This is a genomic window from Ureibacillus sp. MALMAid1270, assembly GCF_049202975.1.
Classification (GTDB): domain Bacteria; phylum Bacillota; class Bacilli; order Bacillales_A; family Planococcaceae; genus Ureibacillus.
On sequence record NZ_JBMIRP010000043.1, the window covers coordinates 1 to 20,320 of the forward strand.

At 36.0% G+C, this 20,320-nt stretch carries 16 protein-coding genes and 1 riboswitch; of the genes, 15 read left to right on the plus strand and 1 reads right to left on the minus strand.

The features are described 5' to 3' along the window. Positions 1-317 precede the first annotated feature (317 nt). From ACOQFO_RS05310 to ACOQFO_RS05340, 7 genes are all read left to right on the plus strand, one after another. Positions 318-674: an arsenate reductase family protein gene (locus ACOQFO_RS05310; protein ID WP_421688655.1), complete on the plus strand. Its 357-nt coding sequence runs from the start codon at positions 318-320 to the stop codon at positions 672-674. Positions 675-928: 254 nt separating this feature from the next. After that, on the plus strand, positions 929-1,309 hold the full coding sequence (gene gcvH, locus ACOQFO_RS05315) for a glycine cleavage system protein GcvH (RefSeq protein ID WP_421688656.1): 381 nt from the start codon (positions 929-931) through the stop codon (positions 1,307-1,309). Positions 1,310-1,458: 149 nt separating this feature from the next. After that, a complete protein-coding gene (locus ACOQFO_RS05320; protein ID WP_421688657.1) occupies positions 1,459-1,800 on the plus strand; it encodes a toprim domain-containing protein in 342 nt (113 codons plus the stop codon). Positions 1,801-1,986: 186 nt separating this feature from the next. Continuing rightward, positions 1,987-2,289: a thioredoxin family protein gene (locus ACOQFO_RS05325; RefSeq protein WP_421688658.1), complete on the plus strand. Its 303-nt coding sequence runs from the start codon at positions 1,987-1,989 to the stop codon at positions 2,287-2,289. Between the two features lie 60 nt (positions 2,290-2,349). Then, positions 2,350-2,454: riboswitch (SAM riboswitch) on the plus strand. A 268-nt stretch (positions 2,455-2,722) separates the two neighbouring features. Then, positions 2,723-3,748 carry a methionine ABC transporter ATP-binding protein gene (locus tag ACOQFO_RS05330; RefSeq protein WP_421688659.1) on the plus strand — a complete coding sequence of 342 codons (1,026 nt, stop codon included), beginning with the start codon at positions 2,723-2,725 and terminating at the stop codon, positions 3,746-3,748. Continuing rightward, on the plus strand, positions 3,741-4,409 hold the full coding sequence (locus ACOQFO_RS05335; RefSeq protein ID WP_421688660.1) for a methionine ABC transporter permease: 669 nt from the start codon (positions 3,741-3,743) through the stop codon (positions 4,407-4,409). The genes ACOQFO_RS05330 and ACOQFO_RS05335 overlap by 8 nt, the downstream gene beginning before the upstream one ends. A gap of 68 nt (positions 4,410-4,477) precedes the next feature. Then, positions 4,478-5,356 carry a MetQ/NlpA family ABC transporter substrate-binding protein gene (locus ACOQFO_RS05340; RefSeq protein ID WP_421688661.1) on the plus strand — a complete coding sequence of 293 codons (879 nt, stop codon included), beginning with the start codon at positions 4,478-4,480 and terminating at the stop codon, positions 5,354-5,356. 57 nt (positions 5,357-5,413) lie between these two features. Here the strand turns inward: ACOQFO_RS05340 and ACOQFO_RS05345 are convergent, their stop codons facing one another. After that, a complete protein-coding gene (locus ACOQFO_RS05345; protein ID WP_421688662.1) occupies positions 5,414-6,316 on the minus strand; it encodes a LysR family transcriptional regulator in 903 nt (300 codons plus the stop codon). A gap of 120 nt (positions 6,317-6,436) precedes the next feature. Here ACOQFO_RS05345 and gltB point away from each other — a divergent pair, with 120 nt between their 5' ends. The 8 genes from gltB (at position 6,437) to ACOQFO_RS05385 (ending at position 20,316) form a co-directional block, all read left to right on the plus strand. Beyond that, a complete protein-coding gene (gene gltB, locus ACOQFO_RS05350) occupies positions 6,437-10,957 on the plus strand; it encodes a glutamate synthase large subunit (RefSeq protein ID WP_421688663.1) in 4,521 nt (1,506 codons plus the stop codon). 15 nt (positions 10,958-10,972) lie between these two features. Then, complete coding sequence (locus ACOQFO_RS05355; protein ID WP_421688664.1) at positions 10,973-12,451, plus strand: glutamate synthase subunit beta; 1,479 nt, start codon at positions 10,973-10,975, stop codon at positions 12,449-12,451. A 1,186-nt stretch (positions 12,452-13,637) separates the two neighbouring features. Continuing rightward, on the plus strand, positions 13,638-14,417 hold the full coding sequence (gene sufC / locus ACOQFO_RS05360) for a Fe-S cluster assembly ATPase SufC (protein ID WP_421688665.1): 780 nt from the start codon (positions 13,638-13,640) through the stop codon (positions 14,415-14,417). A 20-nt stretch (positions 14,418-14,437) separates the two neighbouring features. After that, positions 14,438-15,745, plus strand: a complete 1,308-nt coding sequence (sufD, locus tag ACOQFO_RS05365; RefSeq protein WP_421688666.1) for a Fe-S cluster assembly protein SufD — start codon at positions 14,438-14,440, stop codon at positions 15,743-15,745. Further along, the gene (locus ACOQFO_RS05370; RefSeq protein WP_421688667.1) at positions 15,746-16,969 is read left to right on the plus strand and encodes a cysteine desulfurase; all 1,224 of its coding nucleotides are present in this window, start codon (positions 15,746-15,748) and stop codon (positions 16,967-16,969) included. Further along, positions 16,959-17,402, plus strand: coding sequence for a Fe-S cluster assembly sulfur transfer protein SufU (gene sufU / locus ACOQFO_RS05375; protein ID WP_421688668.1), 444 nt, complete (start codon positions 16,959-16,961; stop codon positions 17,400-17,402). The genes ACOQFO_RS05370 and sufU overlap by 11 nt, the downstream gene beginning before the upstream one ends. Positions 17,403-17,423: 21 nt before the next feature. Then, positions 17,424-18,821 (plus strand): Fe-S cluster assembly protein SufB, encoded by a 1,398-nt coding sequence (gene sufB, locus ACOQFO_RS05380; protein WP_421688669.1) that lies wholly within the window; start codon positions 17,424-17,426, stop codon positions 18,819-18,821. Positions 18,822-18,960: 139 nt separating this feature from the next. After that, a complete protein-coding gene (locus ACOQFO_RS05385; RefSeq protein WP_421688670.1) occupies positions 18,961-20,316 on the plus strand; it encodes a 3' terminal RNA ribose 2'-O-methyltransferase Hen1 in 1,356 nt (451 codons plus the stop codon). Positions 20,317-20,320 lie beyond the last annotated feature (4 nt).

Sequence of the window (20,320 nt, forward strand, 5' to 3'; positions counted from 1 at the left end):
TGATGTTGGAGTGGGTTCCAATTTAACTGGAACGATCGACACATTATTTTTTGACATTAGAAAACACCTCCCATAAATTGATACTTTTATAGTACCGGGAGGTGCCGTCGGAAAATATGCGTTATTTGATTACGGGCTTACGTTTTCATCATTATCCCTAATTTCTGTCTAGTAAATCTTCAGACCCACTCCAAAAACGATCTACTCACTCTCACCCCTAAACACAAAAATTAATTTCTATCTGAGACTTATATTATTTACATTTGGTATACTACCTATAATCGAGTTAAGCATCAATTGAGGAGGCAGGAATACATATGACACACCAAATAATAGTATTACCAAAATGTTCTACTTGTAGAGCGGCACAAAAGTGGTTAGAAAAGAATGGTATAAAATACGAAACGATCCATATTGTGGAAGAAACACCATCTAAGGAACAGCTGGAGACGTTGTGGAAAAATAGTGGTTTTCCTTTAAAAAAATTTTTCAATACGTCTGGGCTAAAGTATAAAAGCTTAGGGTTAAAGGACAAATTAAGTACAATGTCAGAAGACGAACAATTAGAATTACTTGCTTCAGATGGTATGTTAATTAAAAGACCAATCGTAACAGATGGAAAAAAGGTAACACTAGGATTTAATGAAACAGAATTTGAAGAGACATGGAAATGACACATTAACCTACCTTGTATTTAACTGAAAATTGTGGCAAACTTAAGTTGAATATCATTCAGTAAAAGTCACCTGCTTATTAAGTGGATAGATGAATGCCGATGATTAAATTTCGGGTACAATACTCGACTAAATGAGATGCCTCCGGCGGTTGCCACAGATTTTGAAAGAATATTATCGATCTTCATCGATGAAATCTGGAAAAAATACGCCAAGGCGCATTTAAACTTACTACATATTGTTGGAGGGGTATTATGAGCACACCAAAAGATTTACGTTACTCAAAAGAACATGAATGGGTAAAACTAGAAGATGGTAAAGCACGTATCGGAATTACACATTTTGCACAATCTGAATTAGGCGATATCGTTTTCGTAGAACTTCCACAAGTGGGTGACGAACTTCAATTTAACCAACCATTTGGTAGCGTAGAATCAGTTAAAACAGTATCTGAATTATATGCACCAGTATCAGGTAAAGTAATTGAAGTTAACTCTGAGTTAGAAGATAGCCCTGAGTTAGTTAATGAATCACCATATGAACAAGCTTGGATGGTTGTTGTTGAAGTAACTAACGCTTCAGAAGTTGATGAATTATTAACTCCAGAACAATACGAAGAATTGATTGCAGAATAAGAATTAAAACGCCAGGTTAATTGAACTGGCGTTTTTTTAAAATCACAATATAATATATAAAACATCTTAATTCCTATATCGGGCAGCCAATCTCTTTGTAATCAGCGGATTTTATTTCATATGTATTTACAATTCGTGAGGTGAGCAATATGACTGTTGAAAAGTGTATTATTGTTGAAGGCCGTTCAGATATGCTAAAATTAGCCCCTATTTTATCAGAAGATGTACAAATTGTTTGCACAAATGGGACAATTAGTGAAGATGCACTGTTGGAACTAATTGAACCATATGAGAAGTGTAAATTATATACATTCTTTGATGCTGATAAATCTGGAGAAAGACTTAGAAATCTAACAAAGAGAATTTACTCAGAAGCAGTTCATTTATTGATCCCTAGAAGTTACATGGAAGTCGCGAATGTCCCGAGTAAATTGTTAGCACAAAGATTAAGGGAAGCTCGATTCTCTGTGCATAAACGGTATCTAGTTTAATGAGGATGAAGTGCATAATACATCTCGTAAAGGCGCACAAATTAAAAAACAATACTTTTCGGAGATTTTTTCCGATGGTGGTTATTAATACCCAGGGTGGTGCAAAATTCGTATAAGCGAATTTTGCGCCACCCTTTCGTATTTTTGTTATAATAAAAAATACGAGTAAAGTATAGGATGAGTGCCATGGAAGAATGGAATCAACAACAATGGAAAAAAGTGATGCAAGATCATGAGCTAGCTGCCTTTTATTTATATACACCAATGTGTGGTACATGTGCAGTTGCCTCCAAAATGATGGAAGTGATTAAGAACGTCATCACAGATGTCCCAATCGGTAAAGCAAACATCAATTTTCTAGAGGATTTGGCTATGGAACATCAGATTGAAAGTGTTCCATGCCTGTTAATAAGTCGTGACGGAATTGTTACAGAAAAAGTTTATGCTTTTCAGTCTGTTCAAAATATTTATGAAAAGTTAAAAAAATAGATTGACGTGTATAAATATCCATGATAAAGTAACTTTCATAATAAATAAAACGAACGACAACTCTTATAAAGAGCGGCGGAGGGAAGTGCCCTATGAAGCCCGGCAACCATCACTGTGTGAAAAGGTGCCAAGTCACTCAAAGTTTCTAACTTTGATAGATAAGAGAAGGATCATGATTTTTCATTGTGTAATCAAACCCTTCTACTTATTGATGTAGAAGGGTTTTTATTTTAAATAATTCGTTCAACTTCAAGTTAGTGAAGTATGAAAATCATATAAAAAAAGAGTGATGATTGAATCAATAACATCACAGGTACCCTAATGTTGTTAATTGTTAGTAAGTCGATATGAATAATGGTAGTTTCATATTTGGTTACAAATAATGCACACGGGAAACGCTACATATAACGCGTCTAGTTAAAGGAGATCAATCATGATTGAGTTGAAAAATATAGAAAAACTATATAAAACGGACAATGGCGTAATCACTGCTGTGAAAGATGTGAACCTTACTATTAAACAAGGAGAAATCTTCGGGATTATCGGTTACAGTGGTGCAGGTAAAAGTACGTTAATTCGTCTGTTAAATGGTTTAGAAAAGCCATCAAGTGGAACAGTTGTTGTGAATGGTCAAGAGATTTCATCAATCTCGGGCAATAAATTAAGAGCTGCTCGTCAAAAAATAAGTATGATCTTCCAACACTTTAATCTTCTTTGGTCAAGAACAGTTGAAGAGAATATCTCTTTTCCTTTAGAGATTGCTGGGGTGAAAAAGGAAGATCGTGCAAAACGAGTAAAAGAGTTAATTGACTTAGTTGGTTTGTCAGGAAGAGAAAAATCCTTCCCATCTCAATTATCTGGAGGACAAAAGCAACGTGTTGGTATTGCAAGAGCACTAGCAAATAATCCTGAAGTTTTACTTTGTGATGAAGCGACAAGTGCGCTGGATCCAGAAACGACAGATCAAATTTTAGAGCTATTGCTCGATATTAATAAGCGCATAGGGCTAACAATCGTCTTAATTACCCATGAGATGCATGTTATTCGTAAGATTTGTCACCGTGTTGCCGTAATGGAAGCCGGCCAAATTGTAGAACAGGGTGAAGTATTACAAGTGTTCCAAAACCCACAAGCGCCAATTACGAAAAACTTCGTTATGCAAGTTTCAGGTAAAAAAGAAGCTAAAGTTTCGATTGAACAAATACTTACAAATTATTCTACAGGTAAAATTGTTAAGTTATCGTTTATCGGAAATAAATCCGAACAACCGATTATTTCACATCTAATAAAAGAATTTGATGTGGAAGTAAATATAGTACATGGAAGCATATCACAAACTGCAAAAGGTCCTTTAGGAACACTAATTATCCAAATAGACGGTACAGATTCGAAAGTAGAAGAGGCATTGAAACATTTAGATTCAATTGATATTCAAACGGAGGTGATTGATCGTGCTTAGTCAATTATTTCCGAACGTAAGATGGGATAAAATGTGGGAAGCTACATATGAAACCATTTATATGACTTCAATTTCTACTGTAGTTACATTTGTTTTAGGTTTAGCCATTGGGGTTTTATTGTTTTTAACAAGTCCACATCAACTTTGGGCAAATCGGTTAGTGAACTTTATTACTGGCTCATTGGTCAATATATTCCGTTCCATTCCGTTTATCATATTAATTATTTTACTTATTCCGTTTACGAAGTTTTTACTTGGAACTATGCGCGGAACGAATGCGGCTTTACCCGCTTTAATTATTGGGGCTGCTCCATTCTATGCGCGAATGGTACTTATCGCACTTCGTGAAATTGATAAAGGTGTAATTGAAGCAGCAAAATCAATGGGTGCAAAAACTTCCACGATCATTTGGAAGGTGCTAATCCCTGAATCACTTCCAGCACTTCTATCAGGAATTACGGTTACTGCAGTTGCACTTGTAGGTTATACAGCAATGGCTGGTGTCATTGGTGCAGGTGGATTAGGTAACCTAGCTTTCATTGATGGGTTCCAACGTAGTCGTGATGACGTAGCCTTAATGGCAACTATTGTTATTTTAATTATCGTATTTATCATCCAGTTTATCGGTGACTTCTTAACTTCTAAAACCGATAAGAGATAAGTAAACTTGATGTCCTTGGCAAAAGCCAATCACATAAAAAAACAACATATATGAGGGAGAAAAATAAAATGAAAAAACTATTATCATTTTTAATTTTATCTTTAGTTGTAGCTGTACTTACTGCTTGCGGTTCAGCAGAAAAAACTGAAGATACAAACAACAATGCAAGTGAAGGTACAACAAAACAAACTGAATCAACAGAAACTACTGAAACAACAAAATTAGTTGTAGGTGCTTCAAACGGTTTACATGATTTAATCTTAGAACAAGCTCAACCAATTTTAGCTGAAGAAGGTATTGAATTAGAAATCGTACCTTACCAAGACTATGTATTACCTAACGAACACTTAGAGTCTGGCGATTTAGATGCAAACTATTTCCAACACATTCCTTACTTAGAAGATGAAATTGCTCAAAAAGGTTATGATTTTGTAAATGCTGGTGGTATTCACGTTGAACCAATCGGTATTTATTCTCAAGATTATGCTTCACTAGATGAGTTACCAGATGGTGCAACAATCATTATTTCAAACTCTGTAACTGACCAAGGTCGTATTTTATCTTTACTAGAAGTAGAAGGTTTAATTAAATTAGATCCAAACGTAGAAAAAACTGTTGCTACAGTTGACGATATCATTGAAAACCCAAAAAATTTAGTAATCGATAACAGCTCTGCTCCAGAAATGTTAGTTACTTATTACGAAGAAGGCGAAGGGGATGCAGTTGTAATCAACTCTAACTTCGCAATCGATGCTGGTATTAACCCAATCGAAGACTCAATCGCAATTGAAGGTTCTGAATCTAAATACGTAAACGTAATTGCTGTACGTTCAGAAGATAAAGATAATCCAGCAATTAAAAAATTAGTTGAAGTTCTACACACTAAAGAAATTCAAGACTTCATCATTAACGAGTGGAAAGGCGCAGTAGTACCTGTAGCTGAATAATCACTATATAATAGGAAGAAACTCTTGGGAATTATCCCAAGAGTTTCCTTTTTTTTATTATCTAAATTGAGTTAAACGAGAGAAAAAGTTACTAACAAAATTTAAAAATACTTGTTCAGATGGGGCCAATTCACGGTTTATAGGGTATACAACTCCTACTGTGCGAGTAATTTGGGGATTTTCTATTGGTACTCTTACTGTGAATCTTGGAATTGTATCGTTAATAGAACTATCTGGTAGAAGTGTTATACCAATGCCTGCTGCCACAAGCCCTTTTAACGCATCTAAATCTTCCCCTTCAGAAGTAACATTCGGTAAAAAACCTGCAGATTTACAAGCGTCGTATGCTACTTTATGTAATATAAATCCTTCAGGGAATAATACAAAGTTCTCATTTCTTAAATCCGATAAGTTTAAACTTTCTCTCTTAGATAAAGGGTGGTTAGCGGGTAATAATGCATGGATACTCTCACTAAATAAAATATTTGTATCAATTACTTCATCTTTTGGAGGTACCGGTCCTAAAAATGCTAGATTTAACTCGCGATTTTTTACTGCATCGATTAAATAACGATAGGATCCTTGTCGTAAGTGAAATGAAACATCTGGGTATTCCTTTTTAAAAGCCGATATAACTGTTGGTAATACATAGCTTGCTAAGCTCGTAGGGAATCCAATCTTAATCGATCCTTTCGCGGGGTCAAGATATTCTTCCACTTGTTTTGCTGCATTATCAATTGCCTTTAATGCAGTAATACAATGTTCTAAAAATACTTTACCAATCGGAGTCAGTTTTACATTTCGACCGATTCGTTCGAAAAGTGGTGTTCCTAATTCATCTTCTAAGTTTGCAATTTGTCTACTAACTGCAGACTGAGCAACATGAAGATGTTCTGCAGCCTCTGAAATATGTTCTCTTTCCGCAACTTCTACAAAGTAACGTAATTGACGTAATTCCAATAATCTCACCCCATTCATCTAAAAAGTAGATGGATTTCATTTAAACTATATATTGTTAATATTAATTTAAAAACAATACAATGTAAATACGCTAATTTAGGGCATTTGGGGGGAACTAAGATGACTTTTCATAAATTACCAAACGCACAAGGCTTGTATTCACCGGATTTTGAGCATGATGCTTGTGGAATTGGGTTCTATGCAAATATTAAAGGTAAAGCTTCACATGATATTGTGAAAAAGGGCTTAGAAATGTTATGTCGGTTAGACCACCGTGCTGGTCGTGGTGGTGACGGAAAAACGGGTGATGGGGCTGGTTTAATGGTACAGATTCCCCATGGTTTTTATAAATTGAATTGTCCCGAACTAAATTTACCGAGTAAAGGTGAATATGGTGTTGGACAATTATTCTTTACAGAAAACGAACTAGAAAGACAAAAAATTGAGAGTACAATCAATAAATTAATTGAACAAGAAGGACAAAAATTAATTGGATGGCGTACTGTACCGACAAACAAGGAACTTTTAAGTGAATCAGCTAAAAGTACTGCACCAGTAGTTCGACAAGTTTTTATCCAAGCAAACAATGTAAAAGATATTAAAGAGTTTGAAAGAAAACTTTATTTAATTCGAAAACAAGCTGAGTTTTGGGCTAATGATAATGAGTTGAAATTTTATTGTCCAAGTATGTCAAGTCAAACGATGGTTTACAAAGGACTGTTAACACCAGAAGAAGTAAGTGAATTTTACATTGATCTTCAAGATGAAAGCTTTGTCTCAGCTTTTGCCATTGTTCACTCTCGTTATTCAACGAATACATTCCCAAGTTGGGAACGTGCTCATCCAAATCGTTATATTGTTCACAATGGTGAAATTAACACACTTCGTGGCAATGTAAACTGGATGAAAGCTCGCGAACAACGTTTTGTTTCAGAGGCGTTTGGTGAAGACCTACAAAAATTGTTACCAATCATTGATCAGTCTGGTTCAGATTCATCAATGTTAGACAATGCATTTGAATTTTTCGTGTTAGCTGGTAGAACACCGGCACATACAGCAATGATGCTTATTCCAGAGCCATGGACTGAGAACCCGCATATAACGGATGAGAAAAAAGCGTTTTATGAATTCCATGCATATTTAATGGAGCCATGGGATGGTCCAACAGCTATTTGTTTTACAGATGGTAAACAGATTGGATCTATACTAGATCGAAACGGGCTACGTCCAGCACGTTACTATGTCACTAAAGATGATATGATCGTATTTTCATCAGAAGTTGGTGTAGTAGATATTGAAGAAGATAACGTTTTGTATAAGGAACGTTTAAGTCCAGGACGTATGCTACTGATTGATTTAGAGAAAGGGAAAATCATTTCAGATGAAGAGCTAAAAAGCGAAATGGCTAACATGGAGCCATATTCTGATTGGCTGAATGATAATAAATTCACACTTCAAGATGCTAGTGAAGAGAAATTTAAACTGGATGAATTAACTACAAGACAAAAAATCTTTGGTTATACATTTGAGGATATTCATAAATACATTATTCCGATTGCTTCAAGTGGAAAAGATCCAATTGGTTCAATGGGTAATGATACACCATTAGCTGTATTATCAGATCGTCCACAATCTTTATTTAATTACTTTAAACAGCTATTTGCTCAAGTGACGAATCCACCAATTGATTCAATCCGTGAGCATATTGTAACGTCAACAATGACGCTGTTAGGGGCTGAAGGAAACTTACTTCATCCATCAGCAGAGAATGCTAAACGAATCTTTTTAAATACTCCAATTTTAACAAATAGTGAGTGCGAGAAAATAATTGAAATTCAAGATTCACATTTCCAAAGTGCAGTAATCTCTCTAGAGTTTTCGGAAGATTTGGAAAGCAACCTAGATAGAATTATTAATGAAGCTGAAAGAGCTATTAATAACGGTAAAACTATCATTATCTTAACGGATATGTTTGAGAATTTAGAAAGTCCGACAATACCTATATTACTTGCAGCAAGTGCATTACATCAGCATTTAGTTCGAACTGGTAAACGTACTTTAGTAAGCATCATTGCCAATAGTGGTGAAGTACGTGAAGTACATCATTTTGCTAGTTTAATAGGCTTTGGTGTGGATGCGATTAATCCATACTTAGCTTACGCAACAATTGCTGAGTCCATTGAAAATGGACATTTAAACCTAAGTTATGATGAAGCTGTTAAGAAATATCGTAAAGGTATAGCAGATGGCGTAGTTAAAGTCATGTCTAAAATGGGAATCTCCACTGTTCAATCCTATAGAGGAGCTCAAATATTTGAGGCTGTTGGGATTAGTAAAGAAGTGATTGATCGATATTTCACAGGTACTGCATCGCAAATTGATGGAATTAATCTTGAAACGATCGGTGAAGAAGCTAAGCGGAGACATCAAGACGCATTAAATGATTTATCTAAAGAACTACAATCAGGAAGCGAATTTCAGTGGAGAGCAAATGGAGAACACCATGCCTTCAACCCTAAAACGATACACACACTTCAATGGGCAACTCGCAAAAATGATATAGGTCTGTATCGTATGTATGCTGAAATGGCAAATGAAGAACGAATCGGATTCCTGCGAAATTTATTGCAGTTTAAAAAGGGATTAAAACCAATCCCATTAGATGAAGTTGAATCAGTAGATTCAATAGTTAAGCGTTTCAAAACAGGTGCAATGTCATTTGGTTCAATTTCAAAGGAAGCACATGAAATTTTGGCAATTGCAATGAATCAATTAGGTGGTCGCTCTAATTCAGGTGAAGGTGGAGAAGACTCAGCTCGTTATGAATTAGATTCTGATGGAAATAACCGTAGTAGTGCGATTAAACAAATAGCTTCTGGTCGTTTTGGCGTTAAATCACATTATTTAGTAAGCGCTAAAGAACTTCAAATCAAAATGGCACAAGGGGCTAAACCTGGTGAGGGTGGTCAATTGCCAGGAAATAAAGTATATCCTTGGGTGGCTGATGTGCGAGGTTCAACACCTGGTGTTGGATTAATCTCTCCACCTCCACATCATGATATTTATTCGATTGAGGATTTAGCTGAGTTAATCTACGATTTGAAAAATGCCAACCATTATGCACGAATTTCAGTCAAGCTAGTTGCAAAAGCAGGAGTAGGAACAATCGCTTCTGGTGTTGCGAAAGGTGGCGCTGATGTCATTGTCATTTCTGGTTATGACGGAGGAACAGGTGCTTCTCCAAAAACATCAATTAAACATACTGGATTACCTTGGGAACTTGGTCTTGCAGAGGCTCATCAAACATTAATGCTAAATGGTCTTCGTGATCGTGTAACTCTGGAAACAGACGGGAAACTAATGACTGGAAAAGATGTTGTGATGGCTGCTTTACTAGGTGCAGAGGAATACGGCTTTGCTACAGCACCACTAATCGTATTAGGTTGTATCATGATGAGAGCTTGTCATTTGGATACATGTCCAGTAGGTGTAGCTACTCAAAATCCAGAGCTAAGAGCTAAGTTTATGGGGAAACCAGAATATGTTGTTAACTATATGCGTTTTGTAGCAGAAGAAATGCGCGAGTATATGGCGAAACTTGGATTCCGAACTATTGAAGAAATGGTTGGTCGAACAGATGTATTAGAAGTAAGCGAAAGAGCGAAAAAACATTGGAAAGCAAGTCAATTAGATCTTTCTACTCTTCTATATCAAGTTCAAGGAAACCGTACAAAGCAAAATGAACAAGACCTTCGTATCAAAGATACGTTTGATATGCGTGAATTACTTCCAAAAGTTGAAAAGAGCATTAAAAGAAAAGAAAAGATCGAGCTTGAGTACGACATTAAAAATACAGATCGCGTTGTAGGAACAATTATAGGAAGTGAAATTTCTAGATTGTATGGTGAGGATGGCTTAAAAGAAGATACGATTTCATTGAAATTCAATGGCCACGCTGGTCAAAGTTTTGGTGCATTTGTTCCTCAAGGTATGACTCTTACGTGTATCGGAGATGTGAATGACTACTTCGGTAAAGGTCTTTCTGGTGGAAAGCTAGCTGCCATTGCCCCAATTAAAGGGAACCAAGAAAAAAACGTTATTGCAGGTAATGTATGTTTGTACGGTGCAACAAGCGGTACAGCATTTATTAATGGTCGTGCTGGTGAACGTTTTGCAGTTCGTAACAGTGGTGCAAATATCGTGGTAGAAGGAATCGGAGACCACGGTTGTGAGTATATGACTGGAGGACGTGTTGTCATTTTAGGTGATGTTGGGAAAAACTTTGCTGCTGGTATGAGTGGTGGAATTGCCTATGTATTACCTACAGATGAAAACGCATTTAAAGAGAACTGTAATATGGAATTAATCCAATTAGAAAAATTGGAAGATAAAGAAGAGATAGAATTAGTTCGTAAATTAATCATCCAACATTTAGAAACTACTGATAGTACGATCGCATTGGATATATTAGCAAAATGGAATGAATTTTTACCGAAATTCATTAAAGTCGTGCCAACAGATTATAAAGCAATGATTGAAAAAATTAAGAGTCACAGATTTAGTGGGTTATCTGAAGAAAATGCTGCAATGCAAGCATTTGTTGAAGCAACTGGCGATAAAGAGTTAGCGATTTCAAAATAAAAGGAGGGTTCTGGAATGGGTAAACCTACAGGATTCATGGATTTTAAAAGGGAGAAAATGAAAGAACAGCCTCCACTTGAGCGTATTAAAAATTGGAATGAATATGCTACGAGGCTTACAGATGAACAATTGCAAACACAAGGTGCTCGTTGTATGGATTGTGGTACACCATTTTGCCATATGGGAATCGAAATACGTGGAACAGCAGCTGGTTGTCCAATTCAAAACGTCATACCAGAATGGAATGATTTAGTTTATAAAGGTAATTGGAAAGAAGCGTTAGACCGTCTGCATATGACGAATAATTTTCCAGAATTCACAGGGCGTGTTTGTCCAGCGCCTTGTGAAGCTTCTTGTACATTAGGGATAACTGATCCAGCTGTAGCTATTAAATCAATTGAAAGATCCATTATCGATAAAGGATTTGAGAACAATTGGATCACACCTCGAATTCCTGCAAATCGTACTGGTTTAAAAGTGGCGATTATTGGTTCGGGACCAGCTGGATTAGCTGCTGCTGACCAATTAAACCAACTAGGTCATTCTGTAACCGTTTATGAACGTGATGACAGAGCAGGTGGGTTACTCATGTATGGGATTCCAAACATGAAACTTGAAAAAGAAGTAGTTGAACGACGAATCAATCTACTTCGACAAGAAGGAATAGACTTTGTATTAAATACTGAAATCGGTAAAGATATTTCAACTGAAGAAATAAAAGCGAACTTTGATGCAGTCATACTTTGTACGGGTGCTCAAAAACAGCGTGAATTACGAATTGAAGGAAGTAATTCAGAAGGTGTTCATCTAGCAATGGATTACTTAACCGATGTAACAAAAAGCTTATTAAATTCCAATTTAACAGATGGAAAAGCCATTAACGTAAAAGGCAAAGATGTTATTGTCATAGGTGGTGGAGATACAGGTGCAGACTGTGTAGCGACTGCTATTCGTCAAAAAGCACGTTCAGTGTATCAGTTCGGCAAACATCCAATGCTACCAAAAACTAGGATGCCCGATACACCTTGGCCTCAAGACCCAAATATTTATAAATTAGATTATGCATATGAAGAAGTGGAAGCTGTTCAAGGTGGCGATCCACGCGAATATCTAATCCAAACGAAAAAAATTATTGCTGACAAAAATGGCCGTGTAAAAGAACTTCACACAATCCAAATGGAAAAGATTCTAGGTGAAGATGGATTCCATTATTTTAATGAAATACCTGGAACAGAAAAAATTTGGCCAGCAAAATATGTATTTGTTGCAATCGGATTTGAAGGAGTCGAAAAAACGGTACCAGAACAGTTTGGTGTAAAAGTTCAAAACAACCGTATTAAAGCCTCTCAAACTGATTTTGAAACAAATGTACCTGGCATATTTGCAGCTGGTGACGCAAGACGTGGCCAAAGTTTAGTAGTTTGGGCAATAAAAGAAGGTCGCGCCGTTGCTACTAATGTTCATCATTACTTGCAAACTAGAGTGTTAAAATAAGAAGTTATGTTGGAAATTCATAATTTCATCCGAATTGTTTGTTGAGAACCGGGGATATGTGACATTTGAAGCTTGGATTGATGATGGAATGTCTCAAAACCGGTGGAAATGAGACGTTTGAGTACAGAAATTAGGTTGAAATGTCTCAAAACCTGCGGAAATGAGACATTTGAGTACAGAAATTAGGTTGAAATGTCCCAAAACCGGTGGAAATGAGACATTTGGTGATGGCCTCCAAGTTGAAATGTCCCAAAACCGGTGGAAATGAGACATTTGGGTACAGAAATCAGGTTGAAATGTCTCAAAACCTGTGGAAATGAGACATTTGGTGATGGCTACCAGGTTGAAATGTCCCAAAACCTGCGGAAATGAGACATTTGAGTACAGAAATCAGGTTGAAATGTCACAAAACCGGTGGAAATGAGACATTTGGGTACAGAAATCAGGTTGAAATGTCCCAAAACCTGCGGAAATGAGACATTTGGGTACAGAAATCAGGTTGAAATGTCTCAAAACCTGCGGAAATGAGACATTTGGTGATGGCCTCCAAGTTGAAATGTCCCAAAACCTGCGGAAATGAGACATTTGGGTACAGAAATCAAGTTAAAATGTCCCAAAACTAACAAAAATTAGACACTCGAAGGTGAAATCAATCCAATAAGTCCTAAATCACCCGCCCAACACACCATAAAATTGAATTTCATTCATAACTTTAGCAGGAACCAATTTGCACCACATAATAATCAAAAATAAAATCACAAAAACCGAACTATATTACGAAACCTTAATCAAAAGTTTCAGTAATATGGTTCGTTTTTTTTGTGTTGTTATTCCATCCATCCATTCCCATTGCATGTTAAACCTTAATTCAGATAATAATTCGAATTTTTCGGGTATAGTATATATATTGTGCTTAAAATATGACTAATCTTTTCAAAAAATTATAGTAGTGAAAGCGATTCTCAATTAAGAGAACTTTATTGAAAATAAAAAAATCTTCTCTTTTACTACAATAATTTTTCGAATTTCTAAAAACATCAAAGAAATTCTTTATTTTATTGGTTTTTGCTGAATGAAACCCACGTTCGAATAAATGTTTTGCATGCACAAGTGTTTTCGGTTAAGATTAGAATGATAATAAATTAGTAATGGTTTTACCATTCAATGTACAATCGGAGGGAAAATAATGTCTACACTAGTTATAAAAGATCTTCATGTATCTATCGAAGACAAAGAAATTTTAAAAGGTGTAAACCTTACAATTAATACAAACGAAGTTCACGCAATCATGGGTCCTAACGGTACTGGTAAGTCTACGTTAGCATCAGCGATTATGGGACATCCAAAATATGAAGTAACTCAAGGTACAATCGAATTAGATGGAGAGAACGTACTCGAAATGGAAGTAGACGAAAGAGCACAAGCTGGTTTGTTCTTAGCTATGCAATATCCATCTGAAATTTCAGGTGTTACAAACGCTGACTTTATCCGTTCTGCAATCAATGCTCGCCGTGGTGAAGGTAATGAGATTCCTCTTATGAAATTCATCCGCGAATTAGATAAAACGATGGACTTCTTAGAAATGGATCAAGACATGGCTCAACGTTACTTAAACGAAGGATTCTCTGGTGGAGAAAAGAAACGTAACGAAATTCTTCAATTAATGATGATTAAACCTAAATTTGCAATCCTTGATGAAATCGACTCAGGTCTTGATATCGATGCTTTAAAAGTTGTTGCAAAAGGTATTAACGAAATGCGCGGTGAAGGATTCGGCTGCTTAGCAATCACTCACTACCAACGTTTACTTAACTACATCACTCCAGACCATGTTCATGTTATGATGCAAGGTCGCGTTGTTAAATCTGGAGGTCCAGAATTAGCACACCGTCTAGAAGCAGAAGGTTATGACTGGATTAAAAAAGAACTTGGTATTGAAGACGAATCAGTAGAACAAGAAGCGTAAGTAGAAAGGACGGAACTAAAATGACAGTTGAAACAAAATTGGCATTGTCAGTCGACGAAGTACGTTCATTCTCTAAACTTAACAATGAACCATCTTGGTTTACTGATTTTCGTGTTAGCGCACTAGAAAAAGCAAGTGAACTACCAATGCCTACACCAGACAAAACAAACATTACAAATTGGAACTTCTTAGAGTTTCCTAAACATACAGTTGAAAGTACAACATTTAATTCATTAGATGAACTTTCTGACGAAGTAAAAGAAGTTATTGATATTGAAGGTCAAGAAAACCTTTATATTCAACGTAATAATACACCTGCTTTCCTTAAAGTATCAGAAGAGTTAAAATCTCAAGGTGTTATTTTTACTGATATTCAAACAGCAATTCGCGATCATAGCGATTTAGTAAAACAATATTTCATGACAACAGCTGTAAAAGTAAATGAGCATAAATTAGCTGCTTATCATGCTGCATTAGTTAACGGAGGCGTATTTGTATACGTTCCAAAAAATGTTGTTATTGAAAAACCACTTCAAGTTGTATTTGTTAATGATAACGAAGAAGCTTCATTATTTAACCATGTCCTTTTAGTTGCTGATAAAAACTCAGCAGTAACATATGTTGAGACTTATGTATCTACTGTAGAGAAGGCTAAAGGTCAAGCGAATCTAATCGAAGAAGTAATTGCTTTAGATAATGCACAAATTAACTTTGGTGCTGTTGATGTATTAGCTAAAGGATTTACAACTTACGTAAATCGTCGTGGTCATATTTTACGTGATGCTAAAGTTGACTGGGCTTTAGGTCTAATGAATGATTCAGATACAATTTCAGAAAGTATTACTCATTTAGTTGGTGACGGTTCATATGCCAATACAAAAACTGTAGTAGTTGGTCGTGGTGAACAAAAACAAAACTTCACTACTGAAATTCGTCATTGGGGTAAAAACTCCGAAGGGTTTATCCTAAAACACGGTGTTATGAGAGAATCTGCTCAATCGATCTTTAATGGTATTGGGAAAATTGAGCATGGTGCTTCAAAAGCCAATGCACAACAAGAATCTCGCGTTCTAATGTTATCTGAAAATGCACGTGGAGATGCAAACCCGATTCTTTTAATCGATGAAGACGATGTAATGGCTGGACACGCTGCATCTGCAGGACGTGTTGATCCTATCCAATTATTCTACCTAATGAGTAGAGGTATTTCTAAAGCTGACGCTGAGCGTTTAATTATTCATGGATTCCTAGCGCCTGTTGTTCAAAACATTCCGATTAAGAGTGTACAAGAACAATTGACGAAGGTAATCGAAGGGAAAGTTCGTTAAATGAATGAATTCAGGAAAGATTTTCCAATTTTAAATCAAGAAGTAAACGGGCATCCGCTCGTTTATCTTGATAGTGCTGCAACATCTCAAAAACCAAAACAAGTACTTGATGTAGTTAGAAAATATTACGATTTAGATAATTCCAATGTACATCGTGGTGTACATACACTTGGTAACCGTGCGACAGACTCATATGAAGGAGCACGTGAAAAAATCCGCAAATTTATCAATGCCAAGTCTACAAAAGAGATTATCTATACTAGAGGTACAACTACATCACTAAATACTGTTGCTTCTGGGTATGGAAGACAGAATGTTGAAGAAGGCGATGAAATTGTTATTTCTTACATGGAGCACCATTCTAACCTAATCCCTTGGCAACAACTTGCTAAAGAAAAAAAGGCAGTTTTGAAATATCTTGACCTTGAGGAAGATGGAACAATTACATTAGAAACAGTTCGTAATACGATTACTGATAAAACTAAAATCGTTTCAATTACAATGGCTTCTAACGTTTTAGGAACGATCAACCCAATCAAAGAAATTGCCGAAATTGCTCACGAACATGGTGCAATTATTGTAGTAGATGCAGCTCAAGCTGCACCTCATATGCCAATTGATGTTCAAGATTTAAATGTTGACTTCTTAGGCTTCTCTGGTCATAAGATGGGTGGTCCAACTGGTATTGGCGTACTTTATGGTAAACAAGCGCTATTAGAAGAAATGGAGCCAATTGAATTTGGTGGAGAAATGATCGACTTTGTTGATTTGTATGATTCAACATGGAAGGAGCTACCTTGGAAATTTGAAGGTGGTACACCAAACATTGCTGGAGCTATAGGCTTAGGAGCTGCAATTGATTATTTAACTGAAATTGGACTTGAAAAAATCGCAAATCACGAGCATGAACTAGTGGAATATGCACTTCAAGAAATGGATAAAATCGGTGGTATCTCAATTTATGGACCACGTGATCCGAAAAAACGTTGCGGATTAATCACTTTCAACTTGGAAGGTGTACATCCACATGATTTAGCAACTGTTCTAGATATGAATGGTATTGCGATTCGTGCAGGTCATCATTGTGCTCAACCACTAATGAAATGGCTATCATGTACTGCAACAGCACGAGCAAGCTTCTATATTTATAATACGAAAGAAGATATTGATCGTCTTGTTGAAGGTCTGCGAGGCGCGAAGGAGTATTTTAACGATGTCTTTTAATAATTTAGATCAACTATATCGTTCCGTTATCATGGACCATTACAAAAAACCTCGTAACAAAGGTTCTCTAGATGAGAATAGTGTTACGATTGATATGAATAATCCCACATGTGGTGACAGAATTCATCTAACATTAAAACTAAATGATGAAATCGTAGAAGATGCTAGATTTGATGGAGAAGGTTGTTCAATTTCAATGTCATCTGCATCAATGATGACAGAAGTAATTAAAGGGAAACATATTAATGAAGCCCTGAAATATGCTGATGTATTTTCAAAAATGATGCTTGGTGAAGAAATTGATGAAAATATAATAGATGAACTAGGGGATGTTGCTGCACTACAAGGTGTTGCAAAATTCCCCGCTCGAATTAAATGCGCTACTCTTGCTTGGAAGGCAATGGAAAAAGGCGTTAAGAGTGAAACAAAATAAGGCTTGAACGGAGGAAAGAATATGGCTAAAAAAATGCCTGAAATCGGCGATTATAAATACGGCTTCCATGACAAGGACGTATCAGTTTTCCGTTCAAAACGTGGATTAACCGAAGAAATCGTTCGTGAAATATCAAATATGAAAAATGAACCAGAGTGGATGTTAAACTACCGCTTAAAAGCGTTAGAAATTTTCTACTCAAAACCAATGCCACAATGGGGTGGCGACCTATCTGCTTTAAACTTCGATGAAATTACGTATTATGTAAAACCATCTGAAGCAACTCAAAGATCTTGGGATGAAGTACCTGAAGAAATAAAAGCAACATTCGATAAATTAGGTATTCCTGAAGCAGAACAAAAATATCTAGCTGGTGTATCAGCTCAATACGAATCTGAAGTTGTTTACCACAACATGAAAAAAGACCTTGAAGATTTAGGAATTGTCTTCAAAGATACAGATTCAGCTCTTCGTGAAAACGAAGATATTTTCAAAAAATACTGGGGTACTGTAATTCCATCTTCAGACAACAAATTTGCTGCATTAAACTCTGCTGTTTGGTCTGGTGGATCATTCATTTACGTACCACCTGGCGTAAAGTTAGAAACTCCATTACAAGCGTACTTCCGTATTAACTCTGAAAACATGGGTCAATTCGAACGTACATTAATTATTGTTGATGAAGGCGCAAGTGTTCACTATGTAGAAGGATGTACAGCTCCTGTATACACTACGAACTCACTTCACTCAGCAGTAGTTGAAATTATCGTTAAAAAAGACGCTTATTGCCGTTATACTACAATCCAAAACTGGGCAAACAACGTTTACAACCTAGTTACAAAACGTACAGTTGTTGAAGAAAACGGTACAATGGAATGGATTGACGGTAACATTGGTTCTAAATTAACTATGAAATACCCTGCTTGTATCCTTAAAGGTGAAGGTGCACGTGGTATGACACTTTCAATCGCGATTGCTGGTAAAGGTCAACACCAAGATGCTGGTGCAAAAATGATTCACTTAGCACCAAATACATCTTCATCAATCGTTTCAAAATCGATTGCAAAACACGGTGGTAAAGTATCTTACCGTGGTATCGTACGATTCGGTAAAAAAGCAACAGGTGCACGTTCTAATATTGAATGTGATACGTTAATCATGGATAACCAATCTACATCAGATACAATTCCTTACAACGAAATTTTAAATGATAATGTATCTTTAGAACACGAAGCAAAAGTTTCTAAAGTATCTGAAGAGCAATTATTCTACCTAATGAGCCGCGGTATTTCTGAGCAAGAAGCAACAGAAATGATCGTAATGGGCTTCATCGAACCATTTACAAAAGAACTTCCAATGGAATATGCGGTTGAGATGAACCGTTTGATCAAATTCGAAATGGAAGGTTCTATCGGATAATTCCATAAAAATATCTTTAAAGATCGAGTGCACTGCGCTCGATCTTTTTTAATATAGCAAAACAGGAAGATTTTATAATATTGTGATAAATTAAAGAGTAATGACGTAATAATTTTATTTGAAAGTAGGTGTATATAAGATGCAATTATCTATTCGTGCCACAGGACAAGATGTGAAAGTAATTTCTTACTTACTGGCGAAAAATCCAAATAATATATATGAAAGAAATCAAAATGGTCACTTAGTTAGAATGTTCTATAACAAATTTTATGAAGAAGAAGTGGAAGTTACATTTTTTGTAACGCCAGATCCAATTGAACTTTCTAGAGATAGTTCGCAAAATTATGATATCACTTCATATATAAATGATCGTGAATTCGTAGTTAGTAGTATTTTTTGTACGTTATTAAGATCTGCTCTTGGTACTGCACTTAATGGAAAACCAAAAGAAGAGTATGAACAATGGGTAGACCATGCATTTCCACTAGAATTTGGTTTCGGACCGTTAGCATCTAATTTAACTGACAGAGAGATTCTTGACTTATTTGAGCCATTAGGGTTTGAAGTAGATATTACGTACGGTGATATCGATTATCGATTCCAACTGAAAACTGCAAGCACTGCTAGATTCATCACATTGAAGGGCCTAACGACACTTCAAAAGGGACTTAGACAGCTGTTTGTTTTAATCCCTGTGATGGATAATTATAAACACTATTTTATAGATGAAAAAGAAGTAGAAAAATTAGAGCGCTACGGTGAATGGTGGTTGGACAAGCATCCACAAAGAGAGTTCATATACAAAAAGGCGCTACGATTTAAGGAACTCTACAACCTTGTTGATAAGCTTGGTGATGATCAGAGTGAAACTGACCAACTTGCGGAAAAGAAAGTACGACTAAATGATCTTAGATACGAAAAAATCGTTGAAACTATTGGAAATCTCCCTTATAAAGAAACTATTGTTGACTTAGGATCTGGTGAAGGGAAACTTTCTGAGAAATTAGGGTTCATAAACGGGGTAAAAGAAATACTCGCTATCGAGCCTTCTGAATCAGCATCTCTCCAAGCTCTCAAACGATTTGAGAAAGTACGTGACAGTGAGAAATTCCAAATGCCAAAGCAAATCATAGGTTCACTCTATTACTTTGATGAAAGATTAAAAAATAAGGATATCATTATCCTTTGTGAAGTCATTGAACATATTGACGAATACCGATTACCAAAAGTTATGAAAACCATTTTACAACAATACCAGCCAAAAACTTTACTAATTACAACCCCAAACAAAGAATATAACAATGTTTATAATATGGGCGAAGACTACAGACATACTGATCACAGGTTTGAATGGACACGAGAAGAATTTAGAAAGTGGTGTGAACTTTCAAATGATTTACAACAATATGATTTAACATTTGATGGTATAGGCGAAGAACATGAACAATACGGCTACCCAACTCAAATGTGCATTTTCACGAGGAAGGAGATGTAAAAAA